Source organism: Flavisericum labens, from assembly GCF_045446075.1.
GTDB lineage: Bacteria > Bacteroidota > Bacteroidia > Flavobacteriales > Flavobacteriaceae > Flavisericum > Flavisericum labens.
On the sequence record NZ_JBJJBQ010000003.1, the window covers coordinates 335,679 to 358,677 of the forward strand.

General features: G+C 36.1%; 21 protein-coding genes. 10 read left to right on the forward strand and 11 right to left on the reverse strand.

The window, feature by feature from the left end; translation table 11 throughout:
- Nucleotides 1-23 precede the first annotated feature (23 nt).
- Both gldB and gldC read left to right on the forward strand, forming a co-directional pair.
- Nucleotides 24-986: a gliding motility lipoprotein GldB gene (gldB, locus tag ACIEHO_RS08020; RefSeq protein ID WP_456237550.1), complete on the forward strand. Its 963-nt coding sequence runs from the start codon at nt 24-26 to the stop codon at nt 984-986.
- Complete coding sequence (gene gldC / locus ACIEHO_RS08025) at nt 986-1,318, forward strand: gliding motility protein GldC (protein ID WP_406970449.1); 333 nt, start codon at nt 986-988, stop codon at nt 1,316-1,318. The genes gldB and gldC overlap by 1 nt, the downstream gene beginning before the upstream one ends.
- Nucleotides 1,319-1,324: 6 nt before the next feature.
- On the opposite strand, the gene def is transcribed toward gldC, so the two are convergent.
- The 8 genes from def to ACIEHO_RS08065 all read right to left on the reverse strand — a co-directional run bounded on the left by def (nt 1,325) and on the right by ACIEHO_RS08065 (nt 9,947).
- Nucleotides 1,325-1,951 carry a peptide deformylase gene (gene def / locus ACIEHO_RS08030; RefSeq protein WP_406970451.1) on the reverse strand — a complete coding sequence of 209 codons (627 nt, stop codon included), beginning with the start codon at nt 1,949-1,951 and terminating at the stop codon, nt 1,325-1,327.
- Nucleotides 1,952-1,982: 31 nt separating this feature from the next.
- Entirely contained in the window at nt 1,983-3,260 is a 1,278-nt protein-coding gene (gene rodA / locus ACIEHO_RS08035; RefSeq protein WP_406970453.1) for a rod shape-determining protein RodA, read from the reverse strand.
- On the reverse strand, nt 3,260-5,197 hold the full coding sequence (mrdA, locus tag ACIEHO_RS08040) for a penicillin-binding protein 2 (RefSeq protein WP_406970455.1): 1,938 nt from the start codon (nt 5,195-5,197) through the stop codon (nt 3,260-3,262). The genes rodA and mrdA overlap by 1 nt, the downstream gene beginning before the upstream one ends.
- Nucleotides 5,194-5,700: a rod shape-determining protein MreD gene (locus tag ACIEHO_RS08045; RefSeq protein ID WP_406970457.1), complete on the reverse strand. Its 507-nt coding sequence runs from the start codon at nt 5,698-5,700 to the stop codon at nt 5,194-5,196. The genes mrdA and ACIEHO_RS08045 overlap by 4 nt, the downstream gene beginning before the upstream one ends.
- Entirely contained in the window at nt 5,701-6,519 is an 819-nt protein-coding gene (gene mreC / locus ACIEHO_RS08050) for a rod shape-determining protein MreC (protein WP_406970459.1), read from the reverse strand. It abuts the gene before it with no gap.
- A gap of 21 nt (nt 6,520-6,540) precedes the next feature.
- A complete protein-coding gene (locus ACIEHO_RS08055) occupies nt 6,541-7,569 on the reverse strand; it encodes a rod shape-determining protein (protein WP_370479847.1) in 1,029 nt (342 codons plus the stop codon).
- Nucleotides 7,570-7,748: 179 nt separating this feature from the next.
- Entirely contained in the window at nt 7,749-9,281 is a 1,533-nt protein-coding gene (gene purH / locus ACIEHO_RS08060; RefSeq protein WP_406970461.1) for a bifunctional phosphoribosylaminoimidazolecarboxamide formyltransferase/IMP cyclohydrolase, read from the reverse strand.
- A gap of 207 nt (nt 9,282-9,488) precedes the next feature.
- Nucleotides 9,489-9,947: a GAF domain-containing protein gene (locus ACIEHO_RS08065; protein ID WP_406970463.1), complete on the reverse strand. Its 459-nt coding sequence runs from the start codon at nt 9,945-9,947 to the stop codon at nt 9,489-9,491.
- Nucleotides 9,948-10,013: 66 nt separating this feature from the next.
- On the opposite strand from ACIEHO_RS08065, the gene xrtF reads away from it, so the two are divergent.
- The 7 genes from xrtF to chrA all read left to right on the forward strand — a co-directional run bounded on the left by xrtF (nt 10,014) and on the right by chrA (nt 17,898).
- Nucleotides 10,014-10,565, forward strand: a complete 552-nt coding sequence (xrtF, locus tag ACIEHO_RS08070) for an exosortase family protein XrtF (RefSeq protein ID WP_456237551.1) — start codon at nt 10,014-10,016, stop codon at nt 10,563-10,565.
- A complete protein-coding gene (locus tag ACIEHO_RS08075; protein WP_406970467.1) occupies nt 10,558-10,986 on the forward strand; it encodes an exosortase F system-associated membrane protein in 429 nt (142 codons plus the stop codon). The genes xrtF and ACIEHO_RS08075 overlap by 8 nt, the downstream gene beginning before the upstream one ends.
- Nucleotides 10,987-11,048: 62 nt before the next feature.
- A complete protein-coding gene (locus ACIEHO_RS08080) occupies nt 11,049-11,456 on the forward strand; it encodes an HYC_CC_PP family protein (RefSeq protein WP_406970552.1) in 408 nt (135 codons plus the stop codon).
- A gap of 84 nt (nt 11,457-11,540) precedes the next feature.
- Entirely contained in the window at nt 11,541-13,931 is a 2,391-nt protein-coding gene (locus ACIEHO_RS08085) for a heavy metal translocating P-type ATPase (RefSeq protein ID WP_406970469.1), read from the forward strand.
- 3 nt (nt 13,932-13,934) lie between these two features.
- Nucleotides 13,935-16,196, forward strand: a complete 2,262-nt coding sequence (locus ACIEHO_RS08090) for a TonB-dependent receptor (RefSeq protein WP_406970471.1) — start codon at nt 13,935-13,937, stop codon at nt 16,194-16,196.
- 123 nt (nt 16,197-16,319) lie between these two features.
- The gene (locus ACIEHO_RS08095) at nt 16,320-16,691 is read left to right on the forward strand and encodes a heavy-metal-associated domain-containing protein (protein ID WP_406970473.1); all 372 of its coding nucleotides are present in this window, start codon (nt 16,320-16,322) and stop codon (nt 16,689-16,691) included.
- An 85-nt stretch (nt 16,692-16,776) separates the two neighbouring features.
- A complete protein-coding gene (gene chrA / locus ACIEHO_RS08100; RefSeq protein WP_406970475.1) occupies nt 16,777-17,898 on the forward strand; it encodes a chromate efflux transporter in 1,122 nt (373 codons plus the stop codon).
- A gap of 18 nt (nt 17,899-17,916) precedes the next feature.
- On the opposite strand, the gene ACIEHO_RS08105 is transcribed toward chrA, so the two are convergent.
- Complete coding sequence (locus tag ACIEHO_RS08105) at nt 17,917-19,344, reverse strand: pectate lyase family protein (protein ID WP_406970477.1); 1,428 nt, start codon at nt 19,342-19,344, stop codon at nt 17,917-17,919.
- Nucleotides 19,345-20,146: 802 nt separating this feature from the next.
- On the opposite strand from ACIEHO_RS08105, the gene ACIEHO_RS08110 reads away from it, so the two are divergent.
- Nucleotides 20,147-20,650, forward strand: a complete 504-nt coding sequence (locus ACIEHO_RS08110; RefSeq protein ID WP_406970479.1) for a hypothetical protein — start codon at nt 20,147-20,149, stop codon at nt 20,648-20,650.
- 252 nt (nt 20,651-20,902) lie between these two features.
- On the opposite strand, the gene groL is transcribed toward ACIEHO_RS08110, so the two are convergent.
- On the reverse strand, nt 20,903-22,534 hold the full coding sequence (gene groL / locus ACIEHO_RS08115) for a chaperonin GroEL (RefSeq protein ID WP_406970481.1): 1,632 nt from the start codon (nt 22,532-22,534) through the stop codon (nt 20,903-20,905).
- A gap of 105 nt (nt 22,535-22,639) precedes the next feature.
- Nucleotides 22,640-22,915 (reverse strand): co-chaperone GroES, encoded by a 276-nt coding sequence (locus tag ACIEHO_RS08120; RefSeq protein ID WP_406970483.1) that lies wholly within the window; start codon nt 22,913-22,915, stop codon nt 22,640-22,642.
- Nucleotides 22,916-22,999 lie beyond the last annotated feature (84 nt).

The window sequence follows — 22,999 nt, forward strand, 5'->3', positions numbered from 1 at the left end:
AATTTATGACGTTTAAGTTTTTTATGAAGACTGTTTTATATGTTTTTGCCTTGCTGCTCATAGTAAGTTCCTGTAAAAATGATAGTGGATTAGAGGGCGAAATTGCCAATGTAAATACGGATGTTAAGATTGAACGTTTTGATATGCTCTTTAAAAAAGTGAATGAAGAAAGCTTTCCTAATCTCAAGAAATCTTATCCATTTATGTTTCCTGAAAAGTATACCGATTCGTTTTGGTTGGCCAGAAAAGAAGATAGCCTTCAGATACAATTATTGGAAGAAGTAGTTGATGAATTTGCTGAATTTGAAAACGTCGAGGGAGAAATAGAATCGCTTTTCAACCATATAAAATATTATTTTCCAGAATTTAATCCGCCAAGAATAATTACTGTAACTAATGATGTCGATTACAGAAACAGTATGATTGTTACTGATACTATTGCCTTAATCGCATTAGATTCGTATTTGGGTGGCGACCACAAGTTTTATCAAGGTATTCCTAAGTATGTTCGGGCCAACTTAAGAAAGGAACAAATCGTGGTTGATTTGGCTGATGCCTATGCAGAAAAATTTATTTTTCAACCGAAGAGAAAATCCTTGTTGGACGAAATGATTTACTTTGGAAAACAACTGTATTTTAAAGATGTGGTTATTCCGTTTAAAACCGATGCCGAAAAAATAGCTTATACTAGTTCAGAACTAGAATGGGCGAAATCCAACGAAAGTTATATATGGCGTTATTTTGTGGAGCGCGAACTATTGTTTAGCAACGACACAAAATTACCAAGCCGGTTTATAAACCCTGCGCCTTTCAGTAAGTTTTTCCTAGAAGAAATTGACACCGATTCACCTGGCCGTTTGGGTAGGTACATAGGTTGGCAAATTGTGCGGGCATACATGGAAAATAACAACGTATCGTTAAACGAAATGCTCATAAAAAGCACTGAAGATATTTTTAACAACTCAAAGTTTAAACCTAGAAAATAATGGCTAATATAAAATCGAAAATAGAATTAAACATTGAACTAGACGAAAACCGAGTGCCCGAAAAACTGAAATGGACAGCACAAGATGGCGGAATAACCAACCAAGAAGCCAAAGCCATGATGTTATCTGTTTGGGATTCTAAGACACAAGAATCTTTGCGAATAGATTTATGGACCAAAGATATGCCCGTAGATGAGATGAAAGTGTTTTTCCATCAAACCTTAGTAGCCATGAGTGATACATTTTATCGCGCTACACAAGACGATAAAATGAGTGCCACCATGAAAGATTTTTGCGATTATTTTTCCGAGAAATTGGAGTTGAAAAAGTAAAGAATACTACTTTTTAGCATCTTGTGTTTCCTTTTTAAGGTGGTCTAAATAAAGTATTCCATTTAAATGGTCAATTTCATGCTGAAAGATTACTGACGTAAAATTTCCTACCGTTTCAGATTTATGTTTACCAGCCATGGTGTCGTACTCAATTTTAATGGTTAAAGCGCGGCAGTTTAAAGTGTCAATTCTGTTTGGAATGGATAAGCACCCCTCTCTAGCGGTTTGCTTTTTTTCTGAATACTCTACGATTTCAGGGTTTAAATACACTTCAAAAGGGAAGTTTTCCTTATCAAAACGTTGTACCCAAATAATGTTTTTCGAAATGCCTACTTGTGGTGCTGCAACGCCCACACCCAAACTCATAGAGTCTGTTACGGTGACGTAAAGTCGTTTCACAAAGGTTTTAAGAACTGGGTTTTTTGGATTTGGTTTTATATAGGAACTTTTAGTTCGAAGAAGCAAAGAATCTGTTTTACTGGTGATTTTATAAACCCTCATAGGTTTAAGGCTATCAGAATTCATAATGAGTTTTGTTTCTTCAGAAGAAAACCCTTTTTTCGAAACAGTTTTTGTGCTCGAACAGCCAGCAATTAATAGAAAGGTGAAGATTATAGCTACTCGGTATTTCATCAGAAAAAGTAATTAAAAAAAAATTATAGAGCTACCATTCGTTGATGCGGTTAGAATCCAATTTAATAAAAATAAAGATTAATATTGTAAAAGCCCAAAGCCCAGAACCTCCGTAACTAAACAGAGGCAATGGAATGCCAATAGTGGGTATTAAGCCCATAACCATTCCAATATTTATAAAAAAGTGGATAAAAATGATTGCAGCTACACTGTAGCCATAGACCCTGCTGAATTGTGATTTTTGCAACTCGGCCAAATGGAGTATGCGAAGCAACAACAATACAAATGTTATAACTACCAAGCTGCTTCCTAAAAAACCCCATTCTTCACCAACGGTGCTAAAAATGTAATCGGTGTGTTGCTCGGGAACAAATTTTCCAGTGGTTCTTGTGCCTTCCAAAAAACCTCTGCCTAGAAAACCTCCCGAACTAATCGCTTTTTCTGACTCATTAAGGTTGTAAGCGAATGTTTGTTTCATCCTTTCTAGCTTTACGGGGTCTTTTTCTAGATTTAGCCAAAGACTAATTCGGTCTTGTTGGTGAGGTTGTAAGATATTTTGATAAAAGAACTTTACACCGAACGACATGGCAATGGCAAACACCGAAATAAGAATAGACTGATAGATTCTCAATTTCTTTTTGCTCAAAAAATGGTAGCTTATAACAGCAACAATGGCTATAACAGAAGTAATAATAGCACCGAATTTTAATGCTAAAACCGATAATATAACAGTGGAGATTCCGAAGGTAAGGTAGTATCTTGGTAGCCCTTCTCTGTATAATACGAAGAAAAATGCACCATAAACAATGGTGCTTCCCGTATCATTTTGCAATAGCACCAAAACCGCGGGAATGAGAATGATGACAAAAAGCTGGATTTGGTTTTTTAGAGAATTTATGTTGAAGTTTAAATCGCTAACATATTTAGCGACGGCAAGAGCAGTAGCCATTTTCGCAAACTCACTGGGTTGAATGGTCATGCCCCCAATGGCATACCATGAGGTGGCACCATTTACATTTTTTCCAAATACAAAAAGACCGACCAAAGACAACATGGATGTGAAGTAAATAATACTTGAAAACCGTTCATAAAATTTCGCGTCGATAGCCAGCAACAAAACAATAAGCCCAACAGTCAGAAAAATGAAAATCAGTTGTTTGCCAAAAGGTTGTGAAAAATCAAAATAATCTATGGAAGTTCCTGTGTGTGATGCTGACAGTATATTTAGCCAACCAAAGCCGACCAATAGCAAGAAAAGAATAATGGTAATCCAATCGAATCTGAAATGCCTGTTAGTGTCTCTAACCATTAATTGTTCGTTTCGTTAATTTTTTTCAATTCTCTTTTTAGCTGTTTGTATTCCTGTTCTTCAACTAATTGCATAGTTGTATAGCCATTTATTTTAAATGGTTCGCCAGAATAGGGTTTAGCATATTCATTTTCTAAGCTATGTGTTAAAAGCCATTCTTCCAAATCGGTTCTGGTAATGTAACCCTTAATGTGTTTTTCTATCATTAAACTGGCCACTTTTCCAGCAAACCTACTGCCCCAATAACCGTTTTCAACAAAAACAGCAATGGCGATTTTTGGGTTTTCTTTGGGTGCGAATGCAACAAATATGGAGTGGTCTGTTAGCTGGGTTTTTACGCTATCTATTTTAACAAAATTCTCAACCGTTCCTGTTTTTCCACAGATTTCAATTTCCTTAACTTGTAATGAGGCGGCCGTTCCTTTTTTATATACCTGCAACATACCTTCAATTACAGGATCAAAATGTTTGCTGTCAATGGTTGTCTGCTTGGGTTTTGTAAACTGTTCGGGCAACGTTTCGTTCTCTATGTTTTTTATAATATGAGGTGTATAGTAATAACCCCTATTGGCTATGGCAGCAGCCATATTTGCCAACTGAATGGGAGTTGTAGCCACTTCACCCTGACCAATAGCGTTTGAAATGGTATAGGTTGAATAAAACGTTTTTGGATAAATATTTTTATAATAATCCCGATCGGGAATTCTGCCTTTTTGACCTACGTACAGGTCATTGTTTAAAAATTCACCCAAACCAAAACTTTTGGCATGTTTGCTCCAGGCATCAATGCCGTCGGAAGCATTACCATTTTTGTCTAATATTTTACGGTATGTTGTTGCAAAATAAGCGTTGCAGGATCTTTGGATACCTGATATTAAATTATTTCTTGTGCCATAATTACAGTGGCATTTCATAATTCGGTTGCCATAGCGGTAGCCTTTGTAGCAGGTAACGGATTCTTCAGGGGTAATGACGCCCTCTTGTAAAGCGATTAAGGCATTCATTAGTTTAAACGGCGAACCCGGCTCGTAAACGCCTTGCAGACTTCGGTTAAAAAGTGGTTTGGCAATAGAATCGTTGTAAAGTTTGGTAAAGTTTTTTGAGCGTTCGCGCCCTACCAAAATATTAGGGTCGTAAGTTGGTGCCGCAACCATGGCCAAAATTTCACCGGATGAAGGTTCAATGGCTATTACGCCCCCACGCTTATTTTTCATTAACAGTTCGCCATAGGCTTGTAGTTGGGCGTCAATGGTGATGGTGATGTCTTTTCCAGGCACAGGAATAGTGTCGAATTTACCGTCTTTATAAGGTCCAATATTTCTGTTAAAACGGTCCTTCTGAATGAACTTTTTGCCCTTTGTGCCTCGCAATGTCTTTTCGTACGAAGCTTCAACACCTTGCTTTCCAATTAAATCGCCCATACGGTAGTAAGGGTCTCTACTTATTATCCGGTTGTTTACTTCACCTATGTCGCCCAAAACATTAGCGCCAATGGAAGTGGTGTAGTGCCTTAAAGAACGTTTTTGAATATAAAATCCTTTAAACTTTCGCATTTTTTCCTGTAAAACGGCATAGTCTTCTTTGGATAAATGAGAAACAAAAACCGATTCTAAACGAGGCGAGTAGTTATAGGCTCTTTCATATTTCTTAATGAAATCTTTTTTTTCAATTTTTAAAAGTCTGCAGAATTCCAAGGTATCCAAAGATTCTACTTCCCGTGGAATAACCATCACATCGTACGATGGTTGGTTAGATACCAAAAGCTCGCCATTGCGGTCGTAAACAAAACCACGTTTGGGTAGATCAAACACCTTTCTAATGGCATTATCGTCATACAAACTTTGGGTGTTGGTAGTGTAAACCTGCAAATAAAAAAGCCTTGAAATAAATAGGAGGCCTACGGCAATTACCGAAATAAAAAGTAATAATTGTCTCATTTCGCTTTTCTACTAAAGATAATGGTTACTATCACACTTAATAAGATAGTAAATATAATAGAGAATAACGTTTTTTGTAGCACTAAAAGTATTTCCGAAACACTAAAAATTTCTAAAGAAAATAGCACAAAATGGTGTAAAACGGTTAGGAGTGTAAAATAGGTGAGTTTTGAACCAAAATCTATAGTGTTGAACTTAACGTTTTGGTGTTCGTAAACGGTTCCGAAAGATGACTTTAATATCATAGGGCGTAAATAGGCGATAAATACTGAAGCGCCAGCATGTATACCTCCGGTGTCAAGAAATAAATCAATAATTAACCCTAATAAAAATGCCAATAACAAGAGGATAATGCGATTGTGCTTTATGGGAAAAAGAGCTATAAAAAGTATATAGATATACGGATTAATATAGCCCATAAAATTAATATGGTTCAATATTAAAACCTGCACAATAACCAAGGTTATAAAACGGACGGTATGAATTGAAAGTAGGTTGTTCATTTAATTATCATCGTCCAATAGTTGGTTGATTTCCTTTCGGTTTACATTTTCAATTATATAAACATGTTCCAAGTTGGTCATGTCGTTAAACAGTTTTACATTGAGTTCATAAAAATTTTGGTCATTATCTAATTGAAAATCATCAACGGTACCTATGGGAATTCCTTTAGGGAAAATTGAACTTATTCCAGAAGTAATGATCGTGTCGCCTTTTGATACTGGGGCGATTTTTTGAATATCAATTAATTGAGCATGTGAAGGGGCTTTCCCGTTCCATACTAAAGAGCCATAATGATTGGTTTTTTTCAGTTGGGCACTAATTTTTATGGTTGAATTTAAAATTGATATTACCGTACTGTATCCACGACTGGTTTTGTCAACGATACCCACTATGCCTTTTGAAGAAATAACACCAAAATCCTGTTTAATACTATCTTTTTTTCCTTTATTTATTGTTAAATAGTTATCGGTTAGCGAGTAACTATTTTTTATAATATTAGCTGTATAAAATCGATAGGCTTTGTTAAAAGTTACACTGTCAATGTAAGTGGAGTCGGTTTCTATTACAGAATTTTGAAGTAGTGCTCTAAGTTTTCTGTTTTCTTCTGCCAGTATTTCATTTTGAGATTTTAAATTGAAATAACTGCTGATGTTATTGACGGAATTATAAACACCTCCCGTTAAAAAATTAGCAGAATTGATAAATTTACTGGTGTGATACGAATGTGACTGTATGGTAAACAACAACGAAATAGAAAAGAGCAACAAGAACAACAAAAAGTTTTTGTTCTTTATTATAAAATTAATAATCTGTTGCATGGGTGTTCGCCTATTTTACGCTTACTTTATCAATACGCTTTTGTATTTAGGTAAATTTTTAAGGGTGATGCCTGTACCTCTTACAACGGCACGCAAAGGGTCTTCGGCAATGTAAACGGGCAAGTCTGTTTTTTGTGATAAACGTTTATCTAAGCCGCGTAACATCGAACCACCACCGGCCAAATAGATACCAGTATTGTAAATATCGGCGGCCAATTCTGGAGGGGTTTGCGAAAGGGTCTCCATAACGGCGTCTTCAATTCGCAGAATAGACTTATCTAATGCTTTAGCAATTTCACGGTATGAAATTGAAACCTGTTTTGGTTTTCCAGTTAATAAATCACGCCCTTGAACACTCATATCTTCAGGTGGCAATTCCAGATCTTCGGTAGCGGCACCTATTTGGATTTTTATTTTTTCAGCTGTACGCTCACCAACATAAAGATTGTGTTGCGTACGCATGTAATAAACAATATCGTTAGTAAATACATCACCGGCAATTTTAACTGATTTATCGCAAACAATTCCGCCAAGAGCGATAACAGCAATTTCAGTGGTACCACCACCTATATCAACGACCATATTCCCTTTAGGCTGCATGATGTCAACCCCAATACCAATTGCCGCAGCCATAGGTTCGTGTATTAAATATACTTCTTTTCCATTTACACGTTCAGCACTTTCTTTTACAGCGCGCATTTCCACTTCGGTAATTCCTGATGGAATACAGATAACCATACGCAGTGCAGGAGTGAAAAACTTCTTTTTTAATGCTGGTATGTTTTTAATGAACATACTTATCATTTGTTCCGAAGCATCAAAGTCGGCAATCACGCCATCTTTTAACGGACGAATGGTTTTTATGTTTTCATGGGTTTTACCCTGCATTAAACTAGCTTGTTGACCAACGGCAATTATTTTGCCAGAAATTCTATCTCGTGCTACTATTGAAGGGGCGTCAACAACAACTTTGTCGTTGTGAATAATAAGTGTATTTGCAGTACCTAAATCTATTGCAATTTCTTCTGTTAAGAAATCAAAAAATCCCATGCGCTATTAAAAGTTGTTTATGGTTAAAAAACGAATCTCGTAAAAGTAATAAAAGTTAATAAATATATGAGTTTTAAAAGGTTCAAATTGATTTTTAAAACAAAGCATACGATACTTATACGCTATTAGTCGATTTTTGGACGATTATAATTAAAATACTCGCCCCAATTATGTTAGTTTTAGTGCTTAAAATGACGTGTGCCTGTCATGACCATTGCTACGTTGTTTTCATTGCAATAATCAATACTCAATTGGTCTTTAATAGATCCGCCTGGTTGGATTACAGCTGAAATACCCGCATTATTTGCAATCTCTACGCAGTCTGGAAATGGGAAAAACGCATCGCTTGCCATGACGGCTCCTTCTAATTCAAACTCGAAGGACTTCGCTTTGTGGATGGCTTGTTGCAGCGCATCAACACGACTAGTTTGACCAGTTCCACTGGCACATAATTGCTTGTTTTTAGCTAATACAATAGTGTTTGATTTTGTGTGCTTGCAAATTTTAGAAGCAAATAATAAATCTTCTACTTGAGCATCCGTTGGTGCTGTGTTTGTAACAGTTTTTAAATCCTCAACTTTATCGGTGATATTATTTCTGTCTTGAACCAAAACCCCATTTAAACAACTTCTAACGTTAGTTTTAGGCATATCAACATCATGTATTTCCAATAAAATTCTATTCTTTTTGCCTTTCAACAATTCTAATGCATCAGAGGTGAAAGAAGGTGCAATAACCACCTCGCAGAACAACTTGTGTATTTCTTCGGCAGTAGCCAAATCAATTTCGGTATTGCTGATTAAAACACCGCCAAAAGCAGAAACAGGGTCGCCAGCTAAAGCATCAACATAAGCTTGGTGCAAATTGTTTCGTTGGGCTAGGCCACAAGCATTGTTATGTTTTAAAATGGCAAATGTTGGAGCATCGTTTTTAAATTCCAACATTAAATTTACTGCAGCATCAACATCTAAAAGATTGTTGTAACTCAACTCTTTTCCATGTAGTTTGGTAAACAACTCATCAAAATTCCCAAAGAAAAATCCTTTTTGGTGTGGGTTTTCGCCATAACGCAATACTTTTCCGTTGGTTTCGCTAATTTTTAAGACGGCTTCATCATGGTTTTGGTTGAAGTAGTTGAAAATGGCTGTATCGTAATGCGATGATACATTAAACGCTTTTCCGGCAAAACGTTTTCTGTCTTCTTCTGAAATGGAACCATTATTTGCTGAAATCAATTCCAAAAATTCGGCATAATCATCAACCGAAGAGACACAAATAACGTCGGCATAATTTTTTGCTGCAGCACGTATTAGCGAAATGCCTCCAATATCTATTTTTTCAATAATGTCTTGATTGCTGGCTCCCGAAGCTACGGTTTTTTCGAATGGGTATAAATCTACAATCACCACATCAATTTGCGGGATTTCATATTCAGCCAATTCGGCCACATCGCCATCATGATTCTGACGGTTTAAAATTCCACCAAACACTTTAGGGTGTAATGTTTTTACACGTCCGCCAAGAATGGAAGGGTATGAGGTTACATCTTCGACGGGAACAACATTAACGCCTAAATCGTTAATAAATTTTTCGGTACCACCGGTAGAATAAATGGTAACGCCTTGTTTGTCTAATTCTTTTACGATCGGCTCTAGGCCATCTTTACTGAATACAGATATTAATGCCGACTTAATGGTTTTTTCGTTGCTCATTGCTGATAAATATGTATTAATTTTTGCCGTTTGAGAGGGGTCTCCCTAAAATTATAAATAAGTGCAAAAATACTTATTTCCTTTAAAAAATGAACTATGAGTTATTGGAAAACAGCGTGATTTTTCAACTAATAAATGAAGTTGTTAACACATTAGGTGAAAATTAAATATCCGAGGTAGATTAATGTTTGTTGTTTGTGATAATAATTACTCTAAAATACATGCCACTTCTTTGCAAACAAACTCCAAGAAACGCTCGTCGGCTTCTGTAAATGGGTCCGGCGTATTCGAGTCAATATCAATCTGGCCTATGTTTTCGTTATTTACGAAAATAGGAATAACAATTTCAGCTTTAACGGTTATACTGCAAGCAATATAGTTGTCTTGAGCAGACACGTCTGGTACTACAAAATTCTGGTTGCTCAAGGCTACTTGTCCGCAAATGCCCTTGCCGAAGGGAATAATAGTGTGGTCTGTAGGTTCGCCAACATATGGTCCGAGTTTTAATTCGTCTTTAGCACCGTTTTTAAAATAAAATCCAACCCAATTGTAGTGCTCAATATGTTTTTCAAGCAATTCGCAAATACTCAAAAGGCGTTGGTCAACTGTTTTGCTACTATTTGAAACAATTGTTTTTACTTGAGGTTTTAACTGTTCGAAAATCATAAAGTGAAAAGTTTTGGTAAAAGTATTTAAAAAGGTGTAATTTCGGTGTTCAGTTTATTCAATTTTTTGCGAGCGCTTTTTATAAAATACAAATCGGTTATAAGATTTATCCTAACGTTTTTGTTGGTTTATGTGGTGCTGTCTTTTAGTTATAAATTGTATTTGCAGTTTTCCGGTGGCTCAAAATTCTATCCGGATTATATGACGCTTTTGGTAGCAAAACAAAGTGAAGTTTTACTAGATTCCTTTGGCTATAATACTGAGGTTTTGCCCCATCCTGATGAACCTTCTATGAAAGTGATTGTTAACGGACAATATTTAGCCCGTGTTGTTGAAGGATGCAATGCTGTTAGTGTTATTATTTTGTTCATATCATTTATTGTTGCTTTCGCCGGTAAATGGAAAACTACTTTTTTCTTTATTCTATCAGGAAGCGTTTTAATTTACTCTGTGAATTTGTTGCGTATTGTTTTTTTGACAATAGGTTTGTACCATTATCCTAAATATGGAGATGTACTGCACACCGTAATTTTTCCAGCTATTATTTATGGTATGGTGTTTTTTCTTTGGATTTTTTGGGTGAATCGGTTTTCAAAATTAAAAAGGAAACATGGGTAAAGTTTCAAAATACATATGGCTATCTGGATTGTTTTTTTTATTGATGTTAATTCGGTTTTTTGAGGATTCCTTGTTTTACGACCCTTACTTAACATTCTTTCAAAATGATTATTTATACATTGATAGCCCAAGACGTGAAGTAGCCAAATTGGTAGCCTTTACAACTTTAAGGTATGTGCTAAATACGGTTATTTCGATGGGTATTTTATATGTTTTTTTTAAGGATAAAAGCATCGTCAAGTTTTCGGCCATTATTTATACAATGGCTTTTGTGGTGTTGATGCTTTTCTATTTATATTTTGTGGTTAATCCGAGGCAAGAGGATTATTATTTGTTTTTTAATATCCGAAGGTTCTTGATTCAACCAATCATACTAATTCTATTATTACCCGCTTTTTATTACCATAGGCTGAAACAATAGAATGTTAATCAAATTGTAAAAACGGTTTATGTGAAACGGGTTTTTTGTAAATTTGTATTGTGATTAAACAAATAGCACATAAAAGTTTTTCGGTTGCATTAGCACTGTTGGTGTTAATTTCTACTATGTCTTTTGCCATTGAAAAGCATTATTGTGGAGATACTTTAGTGGATGCTGCAATATTTTCAAGTGCCAAAGGTTGTGGCATGGAAATGTCTAAAACCGAAACAGGTATCAAGAAAAATAACTGCTGTAAAGATGAAGTTGAGGTTGTAAAAGGTCAAGATGACTTAAAAATCAACTCTTTTGAGGAATTGAAGTTTCAGCAACAACTGTATTTTACTGCTTTTGCCTACGTTTATAAAAACCTTTTTGAAAGTTTACCAAAACAAATAACTCCTCTTAAAGATTATTCCCCTCCCAATTTGGTCACCGACATACAGGTTCTAGACCAAGTTTTTATAATTTGATTTTTTGTTATACCTGCGAGTGTGGCAATCTACTATTTTATTGACGATGAATTTAAAATCGTAAAATCAAATTATTATTAAATCATGAAACATACATATAAAATTACAGGAATGACCTGTAATGGTTGTCGTTCGCACGTTGAGAATGCCCTCAATGAAGTTGATGGCGTTGTTAATGCACATGTCGATTTAGAAAAAGCCGAAGCTTCAATTGAAATGGATAAGCATATTGCTATTGAAACGTTTCAAAATGTTCTGGGCAATCATTATGGCATTCATCTTCACGGGGAAGCGTATCGTCATGTTGAACATAAAAAAGAAAAACAAGGTGAGGGTACAGGTGTATTTTATTGCCCAATGCGTTGCGAAGGTAATAAAATATACGATAAACCGGGTGACTGTCCTGTTTGTGGGATGGATTTGGTTGAAGAAATGAGCACATCAGATTCTGTTGATTCAGCCCATTCCAAAACCTATAAAAAACTCCTTAAAAAATTCTGGATTTCGGTGGCTTTTACATTGCCTATTTTTTTAATCGCCATGTCCGAAATGATTCCCAAAAACCCGTTTTATGGCATTTTAGACTTAAAATATTGGAATTACATCCAGTTCGGATTATCACTCCCAGTAGTGTTCTACACTACTTGGATGTTTTTTGAGCGCGCTTATAAATCCATAAAAACATTGCGTTTAAACATGTTCACGCTCATAGGAATGGGGGCAGGTGTGGCATGGTTGTTTAGTGTTTTTGGGATGCTGTTTCCAGATATTTTGCCCAACCAGTTTAAATCTGAAACAGGAACCGTTCATGTTTATTTTGAGGCAGCAACCGTTATTTTAACCCTAGTTTTACTGGGGCAATTGTTAGAGGCGAAAGCACACAGCAAAACAAATTCAGCAGTAAAAGAACTACTCAAATTAGCACCCAATAAAGCGATTATTGTTGTTGATGGTGAAGAACAAGAGATATCGATTGATGATATAAAAATGGGCGATATATTACGCGTTAAACCTGGTGATAAAATACCGGTGGATGGTGTTATTTCGGAAGGTAATAGTTCGATAGATGAGTCTATGATTACGGGTGAGCCCATTCCTGTTTCAAAACGAATTGAAGATAAAGTTAGCGCTGGAACTGTAAACGGTAAACAATCGTTTTTAATGAAGGCCGAAAATGTGGGTGAAGATACTTTGCTGTCGCAAATTGTGAAAATGGTTAATGATGCTAGCAAAAGTAAAGCGCCTATTCAAAAATTGGCCGATAGAATATCTGGATATTTTGTGCCAATTGTAGTACTCATATCTGTTATCACATTTGTGATTTGGAAATTTTTTGGTCCAGAACCGTCATATGTTTATGCCTTGGTAAATGCCATTGCAGTGCTAATTATTGCCTGTCCGTGTGCGTTGGGATTGGCAACCCCCATGTCTGTTATGGTTGGTGTTGGCAAAGGTGCAAAATCTGGTGTGCTGATAAAAAATGCCGAAGCTCTTGAAAATTTCAACAAAATAGATGCTCTAATAATAGATAAGACAGGAACGATAACCGAAGGAAAACCTTCAGTTGAAGCAGTAAAAAGCGTTCATAAAGATTTCGACGAGAACAAAGTACTTCAATACATTGTTTCCTTGAATAAATTGAGTGAGCATCCCATTGCCGATGCCACGGTTAAATATGGAAAGGAAAACGGTGCTAAAACTTTAGAAACTAAAGAATTCAGTTCCATAACAGGGAAAGGCGTTAGCGGAAAAGTTGAGGACAAAGATGTTTTGCTTGGTAATGAAAAACTCCTTGTAGATTCAAATATCTCAATTTCACAAAACATTAAAGATGAAATTTATAAACAGCAAAAAACTGGCAAAACCGTACCCATTCTTGCTATAAATAATGAGGTGGTCGGTTATGTGGTTATTGCTGATAAAATTAAGGAAAGCAGTAAAAAGGCCATTTCAAAACTACAAGAAAAAGGCATTGAAGTGGTAATGCTTACGGGTGATAATAGCGATACGGCAAAAGCTGTAGCGGAAGAAATAGGATTATCCAATTTTAAAGCTGAAATCCTTCCGGAAGGGAAACTGGAAGAAGTTGAGAAACTTCAAAATGAAGGAAAAATGGTAGCTATGGCGGGTGATGGTATCAATGATGCGCCAGCATTGGCAAAAAGCGATATAGGAATTGCCATGGGAACCGGTACAGATGTAGCTATCGAAAGCGCCCAAATCACCTTAGTTAAAGGTGATTTACATGGTATTGTAAAAGCATATAATTTAAGCGAAAAAGTAATGAAGAATATCAAACAGAATTTATTCTTCGCTCTTTTTTACAATAGCATTGGCGTGCCAGTTGCTGCTGGAATTTTATTTCCGTTTTTCGGCATTTTATTATCTCCCATGATTGCGGCGGCGGCTATGAGTTTTAGCTCTGTTTCGGTAATCGCAAATGCTCTAAGATTAAAAAATATCAATATTGATTAACAAATGAAAAACCTACTATATATAATCATAATGCTTCCTGCTGTACTTTTTTCACAAGAGAAAATCACGGGCATGATTATGGAAGCTAACGACAAAAACCAACATATTGGTTTACCGGGAGCCAATGTATATTGGTTAAATACAGAAGTTGGAACTGTTACGGATATTGATGGTAAATTCAATCTTAGGTACAAAAAAGAATATTCAAAGTTGGTAATTAGTTATGTGGGCTTTAAAACCGATACATTAACTATTAAAGAACCTAAAATGGTGCACCATTGGTTGCAACCAATCGATAATTTAGATGAAGTTACCGTAACGTCGAGAAAGCAGGCTACGGCTAAGTCGTATCTAAAGGCGGAAAATACGTTTACAGTGAGTAGTGACGAATTGTTAAAAGCCGCTTGCTGTAACCTATCTGAAAGTTTTGAAACCAACCCGTCCATTGATGTTAATTTTGCCGATGCCGTTACCGGAACGCGACAAATAAAAATGTTGGGGCTCACTAGTCCGTATATTTTGATTGCTACCGAAAATATTCCAACGGTTCGTGGGGCGTCACAAGCCTTTGGTTTGAGTTTTATACCGGGTACTTGGGTAGAAAGTATTCAAATTACCAAAGGGGCAGGAAGTGTGGTGAATGGCTACGAAAGTATTGCAGGGCAAATAAATGCAGAGTTGGTAAAACCGGCAACCGATAATAAATTATTTGTTAATCTTTACGGTGCATCAAGTGAGCGATTAGAGCTGAATGCGCATGTTAACGCTAAAGTGGGCAACAGGTGGCACACTGGTTTGTATTTACATGGAAATACTCATAATAAAAAGCACGATGTCAATAATGATGGGTTTATGGATATGCCATTGTACGACCAAATTAATGTGATGAACCGCTGGCAATATTCCGATTTAGAAAAGGGCTTCGTAAGTTTTATTAATTTGAAAATTTTGAATGATGAAAAACAAACAGGGCAATTGAATTTTAACCCGGACACTGATAAATTAACCACCAATGCCTGGGGAAGTGAAATTGACACAAAACGTTACGAGATTTCGGCAAAGTTTGGTTATGTAAATCCAGAAGTTCCTTGGCAAAGTATAGGGGTGCAAACAGCGTTTAGTAGTCATAAACAAGATTCTTATTTTGGGCTAAATCAATATGATATTATGCACAATAGTTTGTATGCCAATGCTATTTATAATTCCATAATTAGTGATTCTAGGCATAAAATAAAAACAGGAATAAGTTACACGTACGACCGTTATGATGAAATGCTAGCCGTACAAAACTTAGATTCGGATTATGAAAGAACCGAAAATTCAGTAGGTGCTTTTTTCGAATATAACTTTGATGATTTGAATAAGTTGAATTTAACCGCAGGAGCTCGTATAGATCATCATAATTTAATGGGCACTTTTGTTACTCCCAGGTTTCATGCGCGTTATACGCCTTGGGAAAAGTCTGCTTTACGGGTGTCATTTGGTAGAGGAAAGCGCAGTGCCAATATCTTTGCCGAAAACCAAAATATGTTTTCAACCTCAAGAGCCATTAATATTATTAGTTCTTCCCCTACGGGTAGGCTAGGAGGGGCTATTTATGGTTTAGATCCAGAAATAGCTTGGAATTATGGTTTGTCGTACCTGCAAGGCTTCAATCTTTTTGGGAGAAAAGCCGACTTGACTTTAGATTACTACAAAACCGATTTTAAAAATCAAGTTATTATAGATTATGAAAACCCTCAAGAAGTTAACTTTTATAATTTGGATGGAAAAAGCTATGCCAATAGTTTTCAAGCTGAAATGAACTACAATGCTTTTGATTATTTTGATTTAAGGTTGGCATACAAATATTATGAAGTGAAAACCCAGTATAATTCTGGTAAACTAGAAAAATCATTAGTGCCAAGGCACCGGGTTTTTGCAAATGCGGGGTACGAAACACCAATTAAAAATAATAGTAACTGGAAGTTTGATGCGACATTTAATTGGCTGGGTTCACAGCGGTTTTCGTCTACGTTGGCTAGTCCTATGCAGTATCAATTACCAGAAAGAACTTCTGCCTTAACGACCTTAAATGCGCAGGTAACTAAAGTGTTCTCTCCAAGATTTGAATTATATTTGGGAGGAGAAAACATTACAAATGTTAGGCAACCGAATCCAATTGTTGGAGCAAACGACCCATTTGGCGCAAATTTTGATACTACTTTTGTATACGGTCCTATTTTTGGTAGTATGTATTATGCAGGGCTAAGATTTAAAATATAATAGAAAATGAACCGTCATTACGAGGAGGACGAAAGCGACGTAGTAATCTCATGAATTTGAACTTAAATTTAAAAGATTGTCACGATTTCTTAAAATCTCGCAATGATAGCTAAAAATTAAGTAATGAAAAAAATACTAGTAATAACGTTAATGCTAATAACAACAACCGCATTTGCTCAAAACAAAAACGCCCAAACCATTTTAGAAGTTGATGGTATCTGTATGATGTGTAAATCCAGAATTGAAAAAGCATGTTTAAGTACAAAAGGTGTGAAAAGTGCCAATTGGAATGTGGAAACCCATGAGCTTAAAGTGTATTTTGATGAACGTAAAACCAATTTAGATACCATAAAATCTAAAATTCTTGGCGCTGGCCACGACTTAAAGGAGTTAAAGGCTACTGATGAGGCTTATGCAACCGTTCACCCCTGTTGCAGGTATCGCGATGTTGGTGTAGTTGATGATCATAAAGGTGAAGAAAGAATTGAAGACTAATGCTAAAAGGCCCAAACATTTAAGTTTGGGCCTTTTATTTTACAATAAGTTAACTAATTTTCTGCTCGGTCAATTTAAGTAAGAAATGAATCAAAACAACAAATTGAGAGAAGTTGCAGGCCTATTTTTTAAATTGGGTTGTATCGCTTTTGGTGGCCCAGCAGCTCATATCGCCATGATGGAAGATGAAGTGGTTAAAAAAAGAAAGTGGATAACCCAAGAACATTTTCTTGACCTTATTGGAGCGACAAACCTTATCCCAGGACCTAATTCTACTGAGATGACCATGCATTGTGGTTATGAGCGTGCCGGGTGGAAAGGGCTTTTTGTTGCAGGGATTTGTTTTATTTTTCCAGCCGTTGTTATCACCGCCGTTTTTTCGTGGCTGTATCAAGAATACGGTCAGCTGCCCAAAGTAGAGCCTTTTATTTATGGTATAAAACCTGCTGTTATAGCCATTATTTTTATGGCAGCTTTTAGACTGGGAAAAAAGGCGGTTAAAAATACCCAACTTATTGTTTTGGGGCTCTTAGCTGTAGTAGCCTGTTTGTTTGGGCTAAATGAAATTATAGTACTGTTGGGTTGTGGTGTCTTTGGGTTGCTGCTTTATTTTTTCAGTAAAAAGGCAACTACATTAAATAGCATAATTCCACTTATATTTTTACAAACCCAAACCACAATGTCAATTAGTGCAATTAAAATATTTCTAACTTTTTTAAAGGTTGGCGCTATACTATACGGAAGTGGTTATGTGCTGTTTGCTTTTTTAGATGCTGAATTAGTCGGAAACGGTTGGCTAACACGTCAAGCTCTAATTGATGCCGTGGCTGTTGGGCAAATTACACCAGGTCCTGTTTTGTCTACAGCAACTTTTATTGGATGGCAAATGAATGGGGTAACAGGAGCGCTCGCAGCTACTCTTGGTATCTTTTTACCATCATTCCTTTTTGTACTTCTTTTGAATCCATTGATTCCTAAAATGCGAAAATCACCGATAATTGGGGCTGTTTTAGACGCGGTAAATGTTGCAGCCGTAGCATTAATTATTGCGGTGTGTATCGAAATGGGGAGGGAAACCTTAACCGATTGGCGCACCATCATAATCGCTGTTATCAGTTTAATACTTGTGTTCACTTTAAAAAAAGTAAATAGTGCTTTTATTGTTTTGGGTAGTGCATTGGTGGGTTATGTGCTCAGTTTTTTATGAGTTCAATATATAAACAGTTTAAAAAATAACTTTAAAAATACTTGAATCGTTGTCTTTTGTCAATTTAATAATATATAAACCTTTTAAGGCTAGCGATATTTGGTTTAGGTTATTTTGCAACTCTTCTTTGTGGATTAATCGACCGTTTAAATCATAAATAGATGTTGTAGTCTGCGGTTGGGTTTTAATCATTAAAAGTTTACCGCTTGTCCAAACTCTACTTATCATGTTTGTCTTTTTATTAATGCTAAGCGGTTCTTCAGAAATTTTTCCAATACCACTATATGTTGATACTATTGAGGGAACATTGGTTGTCGCTATCAATATATTCGAATAATCATATAAATTTGAAGGAGTGAAATTACAGTCCCTATTAAACTCTTCGCTTTCACTTAACGGGTCAGATTTACCGCCATTAATATTGGAAATTCCAGCGGGCAATCTGCTGCAGTTTTCAAAAATATTGTCGATTAATATACCTTGGCCATTTTCCGAAATTTTTCCGAAGACAGGTTTTTTGGAATTCTTAAAATAGTTTTGCTCAATGTAAGCATTGGTATTTATACGCAGATTAACTCCATCTCCAGGGCAATCTGTCATATAATTATTAAAATAATGATGCTGCCCATATCTTAATAAAGGTAGGCGCGAACCATCAATTCTTGCAAAATAGTTATGGTGAAAGGTAATGGTACGATTGTAAATGTCGCTGTTGCCGCTTCCTGAAAGTAAAGCTTTTGAATGGTCATGAAAGTAATTCCATGAAATAGTTAGGTTTTGGGTGTTGTTTTTATTGTCCACCAGTCCGTCGTATCGGTCTTTGTTATCAATGTTTTCGTTGTAGAATTCACAATGATCAATCCAGATATGCTGACTGATACGCTGCGGTTCGGGAATGCTTTCTTTGTCTGCCTGAATGCCAATGCAATCGGGGTCACCTAGAGTGGTTACACCATCCGTGTCCAATATTTTGTATTCGCCGTCGCGAGTGGCAGGTACGTGTTTCATCGTAAATTTTATATTTCTGATGATAATATTCGATTGACATTGAATAACCAACCCTATTCGGTTAAAGAAGGCTTGGTCGGCAATACCAATAAGTGTTTTATTAGACCCAACCCTTAATATGTCTCCAAATGTGGTTTCAATAGCGCCTGGAGCATCACTGGCAACAAGGCCTCCATCGGCATCCACCCATGTTTGAACTCCAGTATTAAACTCCTTATCAATTCTTATAACGTAAGGGGTCGTGGCATTTTCAACATATTGTTTTAGTTCTTGAAGCGTAGTTGGGGTTACAATTTGTCCGCCCGCGCCACCATTAGTTCCGCCGCCCAATGTAGCAAAGCCTGTCATGCTGAAATCTGGGGCTTGACCAAAAATTTGCATCGAAGTCAATAGAATAAAAACGAAAAACTTAATGGAAGGAGCCTTTGTTATGGTCATCGTATTAATAGATTAGAAATTTCACCTAGTAAAGATAGCGCTAAAAAAACTTCAATTGGTGTCCTTTCAAATACAATTTTGGTAGAAAATTAATCCTTATCGAAACGTGCTCCAATAGAAATATTATTTTAATCTGTATTTTGGTTTTTGAAAATAGGTAAAAGATGTATATTTTTTGCAAATGGTTGCCTATGGGGATTGTTTTTTTGAATTTAGTTAAATTTTTCCCAATGGAATGATAACGGATTTAACTTCTCACTACCTTTAGTGTGTTCTTTTTAAATTAAGAAACTATGGGACAATTAAAGTCTAAAAGTAAGTCTTCTTTGCCAAAACAAGCGATAAAGAAGACAACACAGGCTCCTGCTAAAAAGAAGTAGTTTGTGTGTTAGGTTTGTTTAGAATAAACCGCATTTATGAAAGAGAAAAACTTGTAGCCACCTTCAAAAAAGGTGGTTTTTTAGTTTAGGGGATTATAAAAAAAGCTTTCTATTTTAAGAGAAGTTTTTTTATAAATTGACTACCATGGCTTTTGACTACATCATGCTTGGTATACCGCTACCCATGCCAACTTGCATAGCAGTATAATATTTTATGGGTAAATCGTTTAAAAAGATAATTTTATAATTAATTAGTCTGTAAAATTTGTGCGAGTCGTTATGAAATCTGTATTAAAGTTATTAGGTAGCTTTAAAATCCCATAATTTTTTGCACTATTATATTAATTATTTGATCAAAATTTGGTCAGAAATTGGTGAAATTAACTTACATTTAAATTTCAATTAAAAATTTATAGTTTATTATGAAGTATTTTATACCTAAAATTAAGTGTTTTTTGTTGGTTTTTGCTGTAGTATTGACTGCATCTTGTTCTCCTGAGGATGGCGCTGATGGCGTACAAGGTCCTGCTGGTCCTGCTGGTCAAGACGGTATCGATGGCGTTGACGGTATCGATGGAAACGCTAATGTTATTTCAGTGGTACTTGAAGATGTAGCTCTTGTTTTTGGCTCTAATGAAATTTCAATTGCAGAGCTTACGGCAGATATAGCTAGCAACGGTTTTGTTCAGGGTTATATTGCAGACCAAACGGCTAATCAATGGTATACTTTGCCCCTTGCTGATTATAAACCAGTAGAGGCTCTAATATTTGATGAGGGTGGAAATCAAACAGGAACGGAAATAGCTGCCGCTTCTGCTATCTTGTTACATATTGAGGCTGTGGGGTCAGGAAAAGTGATTTTGTATTCTTTATTTGAGGGAACTGTTGATTTAAGATTTGCATTAGTTGAAGCTAGCACCCCTTAATGTTTTATGTTTTCTTAATAGGAACAGAATAAAAAATTTTAAGTGAGTTAATATGAAATATTGGCTCACTTTTTTATATAACCTTTAATGATATTATAGAGTTATTTAATTCTGTAATAAAAAAAACATCTTTTTTTTTACTGTTATAACATATATCATTGGATGTAGTTACAAAAGCATTTTATAAAAAATAAGCGCTTCCATTAATGGAAGCGCTTATTTTTATTTTTCACCTACTCTAAGGGTAAGTAATTACATCATGCCTGGCATACCGCCACCCATGCCACCTGGCATAGCAGGAGCATCTTCTTTAATATCGATTAAAGCACACTCTGTAGTTAAAATCATTCCAGCAACCGATGCTGCATTTTCCAATGCAATACGTGTTACTTTTTTAGGGTCTATGATACCTGCTTTTAGCATATCAACATATTGCTCAGATTTGGCATCATAACCAAAATCTTTTTTGCCTTCAAGCACTTTGTTGATAACAACACTTCCTTCTCCACCAGCGTTTTCAACTATAGTACGTAAAGGAGCTTCAATGGCTTTGTTCACGATTTGAACACCTGTTGTTTCATCAAGGTTTTCAGTTGTGATTTTTTCCAATACGGCTTTAGCTCTCACTAAGGCTACACCTCCACCGGCAACAATACCTTCTTCAACGGCAGCACGCGTAGCGTGTAAAGCATCGTCAACTCGATCTTTCTTCTCTTTCATTTCAACTTCAGAAGCAGCACCAACATAAAGAACAGCAACACCGCCAGCTAATTTAGCCAAACGCTCTTGAAGTTTTTCTTTATCGTAATCGCTAGTAGTCGTTTCAATTTGAGCTTTTATTTGGTTTACTCTCGCTTTAATAGCTTCAGCATCACCAGAACCGTTCACGATAGTTGTATTGTCTTTATCAACCGTTACGGTCTCAGCGGTACCTAACATGCTTAAATCGGCATTTTCAAGAGTAAATCCTCTTTCTTCAGAAATTACAGTTCCGCCAGTTAAGATAGCAATATCTTCAAGCATAGCTTTACGTCTGTCACCAAAACCAGGTGCTTTTACAGCGGCAATTTTCAATCCGCCACGTAATTTGTTTACTACCAAAGTAGCTAGAGCTTGACCATCAACATCTTCTGCGATAATTAATAAAGGACGGCCAGATTGTGCCACAGGCTCTAGAATAGGAAGGATTTCCTGTAAATTAGAAATCTTTTTATCGAATAATAAAATGTATGGATTTTCTAAATCGGCAATCATTTTATCAGAATCAGTTACGAAATAAGGTGATAAATAACCTCTGTCGAACTGCATACCTTCAACTACATCAACATAAGTGTCCAAACCTTTAGCTTCTTCAACGGTAATAACACCTTCTTTACCTACTTTTTCGAAAGCTTGGGCAATCAATTCACCAATAGTGTCGTCGTTATTTGCAGAAATAGCTGCTACTTGCTTGATTTTCTCAGACGAATTACCAACTTCTTCAGATTGTTTTTCAAGGTCTTTAGTGATGGCTGCAACGGCTTTATCAATACCTCTTTTTAAATCCATTGGGTTAGCCCCTGACGCTACGTTTTTTAAACCTTCTTTTACGATAGCTTGAGCAAGAACGGTAGCTGTAGTAGTTCCATCACCAGCTAAATCGTTTGTTTTGCTGGCTACTTCTTTTACCATTTGCGCACCCATATTTTCGTGCTCGTCTTCTAATTCGATTTCCTTAGCTACAGAAACACCGTCTTTAGTTACAGATGGTGCTCCAAAACTTTTGCTAATGATTACATTACGGCCTTTAGGGCCTAAAGTTACTTTTACTGCATTTGCCAATGCGTCCACGCCGCGTTTTAATCCATCGCGTGCTTCAATATCAAATTTTATGTCTTTTGCCATTTTATTAAATTTTTAGCTGTTTGCCTTTAGCTATTCGCTATTGGCTTGGGTTTGTGATTAATTTTAGTTGTGCTAAAAGCCAAGGGCTAATAGCAAAATAGCCATTTACACGATTGCCAAAATATCGCTTTCGCGCATTATTAAGTAGTCTGTTCCTTCAAGTTTTAGTTCGGTTCCGGCATATTTGCCATATAAAACAGTATCGCCAACTTTTACGGTAATTGGGTCGTCTTTTGTTCCAGGCCCGGCAGCAACAACAGTGCCTTTTTGTGGTTTTTCTTTAGCGTTGTCTGGAATAATAATTCCTGAAGCTGTTTTAGTTTCAGCTGCAGCAGGTTCAATAAGAACTCGGTCTGCCAATGGTTTAATGTTCAATGCCATTTGTTGTATATTTTTATGTTTAAAAAATTAATATTTATGATTAGCCTTTAAGCTAAAAATGTGCCAATACAATTAGACTGACAA

Bases quoted from the DNA above. Each gene is read 5' to 3' on its own strand.
- gldB (WP_456237550.1), top strand. From the start codon at position 24: ATGAAGACTGTTTTATATGTTTTTGCCTTGCTGCTCATAGTAAGTTCC.
- ACIEHO_RS08120 (WP_406970483.1), bottom strand. From the start codon at position 22,915: ATGGCATTGAACATTAAACCATTGGCAGACCGAGTTCTTATTGAACCT.
- ACIEHO_RS08095 (WP_406970473.1), top strand. From the start codon at position 16,320: ATGAAAAAAATACTAGTAATAACGTTAATGCTAATAACAACAACCGCA.
- ACIEHO_RS08075 (WP_406970467.1), top strand. From the start codon at position 10,558: ATGGGTAAAGTTTCAAAATACATATGGCTATCTGGATTGTTTTTTTTA.
- gldC (WP_406970449.1), top strand. From the start codon at position 986: ATGGCTAATATAAAATCGAAAATAGAATTAAACATTGAACTAGACGAA.
- groL (WP_406970481.1), bottom strand. From the start codon at position 22,534: ATGGCAAAAGACATAAAATTTGATATTGAAGCACGCGATGGATTAAAA.
- ACIEHO_RS08090 (WP_406970471.1), top strand. From the start codon at position 13,935: ATGAAAAACCTACTATATATAATCATAATGCTTCCTGCTGTACTTTTT.
- chrA (WP_406970475.1), top strand. From the start codon at position 16,777: ATGAATCAAAACAACAAATTGAGAGAAGTTGCAGGCCTATTTTTTAAA.
- purH (WP_406970461.1), bottom strand. From the start codon at position 9,281: ATGAGCAACGAAAAAACCATTAAGTCGGCATTAATATCTGTATTCAGT.
- rodA (WP_406970453.1), bottom strand. From the start codon at position 3,260: ATGGTTAGAGACACTAACAGGCATTTCAGATTCGATTGGATTACCATT.
- ACIEHO_RS08085 (WP_406970469.1), top strand. From the start codon at position 11,541: ATGAAACATACATATAAAATTACAGGAATGACCTGTAATGGTTGTCGT.
- ACIEHO_RS08110 (WP_406970479.1), top strand. From the start codon at position 20,147: ATGAAGTATTTTATACCTAAAATTAAGTGTTTTTTGTTGGTTTTTGCT.
- ACIEHO_RS08105 (WP_406970477.1), bottom strand. From the start codon at position 19,344: ATGACCATAACAAAGGCTCCTTCCATTAAGTTTTTCGTTTTTATTCTA.
- def (WP_406970451.1), bottom strand. From the start codon at position 1,951: ATGAAATACCGAGTAGCTATAATCTTCACCTTTCTATTAATTGCTGGC.
- mrdA (WP_406970455.1), bottom strand. From the start codon at position 5,197: ATGAGACAATTATTACTTTTTATTTCGGTAATTGCCGTAGGCCTCCTA.
- ACIEHO_RS08055 (WP_370479847.1), bottom strand. From the start codon at position 7,569: ATGGGATTTTTTGATTTCTTAACAGAAGAAATTGCAATAGATTTAGGT.
- mreC (WP_406970459.1), bottom strand. From the start codon at position 6,519: ATGCAACAGATTATTAATTTTATAATAAAGAACAAAAACTTTTTGTTG.
- ACIEHO_RS08065 (WP_406970463.1), bottom strand. From the start codon at position 9,947: ATGATTTTCGAACAGTTAAAACCTCAAGTAAAAACAATTGTTTCAAAT.
- ACIEHO_RS08045 (WP_406970457.1), bottom strand. From the start codon at position 5,700: ATGAACAACCTACTTTCAATTCATACCGTCCGTTTTATAACCTTGGTT.